The sequence below is a fragment of the Photorhabdus sp. S10-54 genome (genome assembly GCF_963878145.1).
Taxonomy (GTDB): Bacteria; Pseudomonadota; Gammaproteobacteria; order Enterobacterales; family Enterobacteriaceae; genus Photorhabdus; species Photorhabdus kayaii.
This window is the reverse complement of record NZ_CAWNXG010000094.1, coordinates 1-4,408: the sequence shown is the minus strand read 5'-3', so window position 1 is coordinate 4,408 and position 4,408 is coordinate 1. Positions and strand designations below refer to the sequence as shown.

Annotated in this window: 5 protein-coding genes and 2 pseudogenes; 6 read left to right on the top strand and 1 reads right to left on the bottom strand. The window is 38.7% G+C overall.

The annotated features are described in order from the left end of the window. Positions 1-112 (top strand): annotated as a pseudogene (locus tag AACQ83_RS23400) (IS982 family transposase); the annotation flags it as partial. Between the two features lie 7 nt (positions 113-119). Here AACQ83_RS23400 and AACQ83_RS23395 read toward each other — a convergent pair. Beyond that, on the bottom strand, positions 120-443 hold the full coding sequence (locus AACQ83_RS23395; RefSeq protein WP_112879798.1) for a hypothetical protein: 324 nt from the start codon (positions 441-443) through the stop codon (positions 120-122). Positions 444-1,008: 565 nt separating this feature from the next. Here AACQ83_RS23395 and AACQ83_RS23390 point away from each other — a divergent pair. From AACQ83_RS23390 to AACQ83_RS23380, 5 genes and pseudogenes are all read left to right on the top strand, one after another. Continuing rightward, positions 1,009-1,278: a hypothetical protein gene (locus AACQ83_RS23390; protein WP_112879797.1), complete on the top strand. Its 270-nt coding sequence runs from the start codon at positions 1,009-1,011 to the stop codon at positions 1,276-1,278. After that, positions 1,242-1,325: a damage-inducible type I toxin DinQ gene (gene dinQ / locus AACQ83_RS24845; RefSeq protein ID WP_370446090.1), complete on the top strand. Its 84-nt coding sequence runs from the start codon at positions 1,242-1,244 to the stop codon at positions 1,323-1,325. Before AACQ83_RS23390 ends, dinQ (AACQ83_RS24845) begins: the two co-directional genes overlap by 37 nt. A 419-nt stretch (positions 1,326-1,744) precedes the next feature. Next, positions 1,745-1,855, top strand: a pseudogene (locus AACQ83_RS23385) (IS110 family transposase); the annotation flags it as partial. A gap of 1,485 nt (positions 1,856-3,340) precedes the next feature. Continuing rightward, positions 3,341-3,424, top strand: a complete 84-nt coding sequence (gene dinQ, locus AACQ83_RS24840; protein ID WP_369094838.1) for a damage-inducible type I toxin DinQ — start codon at positions 3,341-3,343, stop codon at positions 3,422-3,424. Between the two features lie 118 nt (positions 3,425-3,542). Further along, positions 3,543-4,055 carry a hypothetical protein gene (locus AACQ83_RS23380; RefSeq protein ID WP_112879796.1) on the top strand — a complete coding sequence of 171 codons (513 nt, stop codon included), beginning with the start codon at positions 3,543-3,545 and terminating at the stop codon, positions 4,053-4,055. Positions 4,056-4,408: the final 353 nt, after the last annotated feature.

The window sequence follows — 4,408 nt, the reverse complement described above, 5'->3', positions numbered from 1 at the left end:
ACAGGGATTCATGTTGAATGTGTTAGGAGGGCTAATCGCTTATTGTTTCAAAGAGAACAAACCGTCACTGAATATCTCCCGCTCAGAAATGGACATATTAGTGACGGCTTAACCAGAACTCAGGTTAAATAATAATAATCAACATTATCATCTCTCCAGACAAAATACCCCACCCCGTCAGAACTTGCAGTGAAATATCTGTCCCTCTCTTTTAACTCATAATCAATCGGCTTTGGAAAACTAATTTTACCGACTGTTATCATTTCATGCTTACGGCGATATTTAAAATCAGGATTCCAGTTTGGGTGATGAAGAATATCTTCCCATAATTCATTGGCATCATCATACATTTCCCAAAGCAGCCAAGGTTTATCTGTTTTAAAAGCATCTTGTGCATACTGCATCATTTGTTCAGCGTGCACATGTTTTTTATTTTCTGACATTATTTAACTCTCCACTTAATAATCCAAGTTGGTAGCTTATTAGTCGAATCCGCCTTATATATTTAATTCTAGGCGGATTAGAGCATTGATTTGGTGAGATAATTAAGTAATTATCTATTTTCAAACACTACACTTAATTGAATAATGTTATGATTCAAACAATATAAACGAATAGAACGATTTGGTCGAATTTAAATCTATCAAAAAGTATGAAACTGGATAATTTCCGTTTCCTCAGATTTCACGCAGCACACGTAATCCGTTAAACGATTCAAAAATATTGACGCTTATTTATTACGAAAAAAATAACTAACTTATTGAAAATATTAACTACGCGGAAACGCCGGCGACGGCATTGAGCAGTTGGTCAACGCATCCGCGTTGAACGGTATGAACAAAAAAATTTGATGAACTACAGACGTAAAAAAACCCGATTGGTTTTCGGGTTCTTTATGTTCCAGTGCGGAGTTGGTATCTCCAACCGGAGGGAATCATTCTTCATCTAACGTCTTAATTATATCCCTTGAGGCATATTTTGCAACCACATTCGGTTAATAGTGGATGTATGGCTACAAGCGGGTATAATCAGCAAGTTAGCACTGTTTTGTGGCTCTCCTGCCATTTATCCATTTCGTTGGGTATGAACGATTTTAAAGTCCTGGCTGAACAAACAGGTGGTGCTGTGTTCAGTGCTCTGGCGGGAGGGAGTCATTCTTCATCTAACAATGAGAAAACCGTTGTGACAGGCAGTGTAAGAGTAAACAACGGTGTCTCCCTCCAGTTAATCTGGAGAAACGCATGGGTGCTTTTATTGATAAAGCAATCATGGTTCTGAAAGCGTTAATCGCGCTTCTGGAGCTGATCCGAACCTTCTTCGTATGATGGAGTGACGGAAACGTAGCTAAGGCCGGAGGTTAACCACCTTCGGCCTTTAATAAAGTTGTTCAGATAATTAATTAATGCTAATGTATGCATACATTAGCATTGTTTTTTTAGTGGATGTGGGGGTTTGAGGAGCAACGGAACCATAAGTACTGATAAGTGGTTAAATAGAATGGCTAATATTCATAAAATCAAATAATTATGAGTTTTACATTACCTATTATGAATATACGTCCAAGATGAATATAGTTAATTTGGCTATTTAAAATGACCGCTTAACGGTGTTTTCTGTTCCATTGCTCCCTAAACCCCTATAACGGCATAAACACCAATGTAGTGCCCCATACTTAATGGGATGGTCACCCTCCCCTTGTAGGCGTATTTTGACAAGGTGATTTCTTTTACATGAGGCCATCGCCATGAATAACATGATACTTATCGGTATCGCTCTCGGCAAACATACCTTTCATATCCACTGCCAGGATAAATCAGGTAGCGCCCTTCTCCGTAAAAAATTTACCCGAACCAAGTCGATTATTCTCCTTCTTATGAATATGAAACGTCAACATGATTGTTTTTCACTCAAGACGTTAAGGTGAATAGCGATCTTCAAACCCTCCGACCGGGGGTACTACGTATTCAACGGTGGAAGCTGAAATCATTGACATCCATTGATCCTGTTGCGCAATATTATTCTTTAATTTCTAAAGGATTTTTATATTTAATGCCGCTTAATTCTGACAAATCGACATCTTTTCCTTCAGTGTGAAAGATTTTCCTGCGCCTCATGTTGTACAAGTGAAGACAATGCTCACACATGTCAGTAACATTAGCCGGATTTTTGATCGCCTTGAGTGTTCTGACAGCATATTTACCACATCGGCATCGCACGACATAGATGGCACTGTTTTTATGGTTACCCCTTTGCGATAAAGGGCGGACTCCTAACACCGTAAAAAAGCCATATTCATAGCCCTGGACCTGCATCAGTATGTTGATTAAATTGGATTCTCTTGTATTTAAACGTAAATCATATGTCGTTTTGTAAGGAATAAAATGACTTGACTGGATTGTTTTTGACTTTTCTTTCTCTTATCATTTTTATCGGTATCGGCCATCACTTTCCCTGAACCATTTTAGAATATATTAAAGGTTTTACAATCTAACCGTTTTCACTATTAATTCAATAGCGGAATAGGTAAATCGGGTCCAATTCTATTTATTTTCATTATCATAAATGGCGAAGCCTCAATGGGTTAGACCATTGAGGCTTCTATAGATTGTCTATTCCAAAAAAAATAGAACATGAGAAGCATAGCATTTTCAGTATAAGTCACCTTGAATTAAATGGCATTAAGCCATTTACTTTTTTGTGATATACATCATGCATATTGATTTAATGCAATTTCAATATGAAATATTGGAACACAGAAAATTTATATAAATCCAATTTAAGTTAAGAAAACAAATAATTTAATTCAACAATACATTTATACCTAATAGATTTCGAGTTGCAGCGCGGCGGCAAGTGAACGAATCCCAGGAGGATAGATAACTATGTGACTGGGGTGAGTGAAAGCAGCCACTTGAAAGATGAAGGGTATACATTAAATAATTTATTTACCTACACCGTTAATAATATTTATCTAATCTTTAATTATCGGGACAATGACAAACATGTTAAACAGGCGGAAAAAATAAAACTGACATAAAATTCAAACAATGCCTCCATTTGCAGTGGTTAGGGGGTTCGGGAGCAATGGAGCAGTAAACACCGTTAAACGGTTAATTTAAATAGCCAAAAATTGGGTAGCCAACTTACATCGTGAATTGCTATTTTTAGCCAGCCTATCTACGATAGCCAAATAACCTTTAACTCATCTTAGACGTATATTCATAATAGGTAATGTAAAACGGTGATTTCCAACTGGTCAGCCAGGTAATGAGAAAGCCGTTGTGACAGGCAGTGTAAGAGTAAACAACGGTGTCTCCCTCCAGTTAATCTGGAGAAACGCATGGGCGCTTTTATTGATAAAGCAATCATGGTTCTGAAAGCGTTAATCGCGCTTCTGGAGCTGATCCGAACCTTCTTCGCATGATGAAGTGGCGGAAACGTAGCTAAGGCCGTAGGTTAACCACCTTCGGCCTTTAATAAAGTTGTTCAGATAATTAATTAATGCTAATGTATGCATACATTAGCATTAATTAAGGTATTTTATGGCAAAGGATCTAAAAGAATCGGTATGCCAGGCTATGCGATATTTTAACAAATATCATTGCTACTCAATAAAGCAATTAGCGTCTGATTACCAGGAAGAAATTACAAAATACAGTGATGACAAGTGGGAAGCGCCACAGCAGGCAGCGCGTCTGAGCGCAGCCGTCAAAAACTACAAGACATCCCAGATGCTTTGTTTCATCTTCTATATCGCGCTGGAGAACGAGCTGGATCTGACCCCGCTGGTCGTCAAGCGTCTGTGTCACAGTCTGTTTGGCCGCAAAGGCAGCCAGTGGCTTATTGTGGACGTCTTTGGTGATAGGCAGCGTGTACGCCGGAGTGAACACAGTTCGCCGGATACAATTGATGTGCTCGCCAGCAGATACCGGCTGGCTGCGCATAACTACTGGGCGGCTACTCTTGTGGATATTGAAAAGGTGAAACGGGGTTACCGCGGTAAGATCAGGGCGATCAAAAAAGAGAAAGCACGTAAGACAATTGATCAATGTTAATGTATGCATACATTAGCATTATTTTTTTAGTGGATGTGCGTAACGGATTGATTTAGCATCATGGCTATCGCTTTTAAGTTATCATGTTTAGGTTATGGCATTTGGAGAAATACCGGACAAGCGGCGTATTGCGTGGGGGTACATCCTATTGCGATAGTGTAGCCTGTTCAAAAAACAGGCTTTCCGTACAATATTTTCCGAATTCCAAACGCACCCCATACCATAGCTGTCTTTCATACACAAATCCCCTGATAAAAAATCGGGGGATTTTTTTGAATCTTTTTCTATTTTGCTGATCTTAGTAATAACTATTTCATTGAGGTACGGTAAAATGTTCCAAACTCACGCAGAAC

Excerpts from the sequence above, each read along its gene's own strand:
- AACQ83_RS23395 (WP_112879798.1), bottom strand. The coding sequence starts at position 443 with ATGTCAGAAAATAAAAAACATGTGCACGCTGAACAAATGATGCAGTAT.
- AACQ83_RS23390 (WP_112879797.1), top strand. The coding sequence starts at position 1,009 with ATGGCTACAAGCGGGTATAATCAGCAAGTTAGCACTGTTTTGTGGCTC.
- dinQ (WP_370446090.1), top strand. The coding sequence starts at position 1,242 with ATGGGTGCTTTTATTGATAAAGCAATCATGGTTCTGAAAGCGTTAATC.
- dinQ (WP_369094838.1), top strand. The coding sequence starts at position 3,341 with ATGGGCGCTTTTATTGATAAAGCAATCATGGTTCTGAAAGCGTTAATC.
- AACQ83_RS23380 (WP_112879796.1), top strand. The coding sequence starts at position 3,543 with ATGGCAAAGGATCTAAAAGAATCGGTATGCCAGGCTATGCGATATTTT.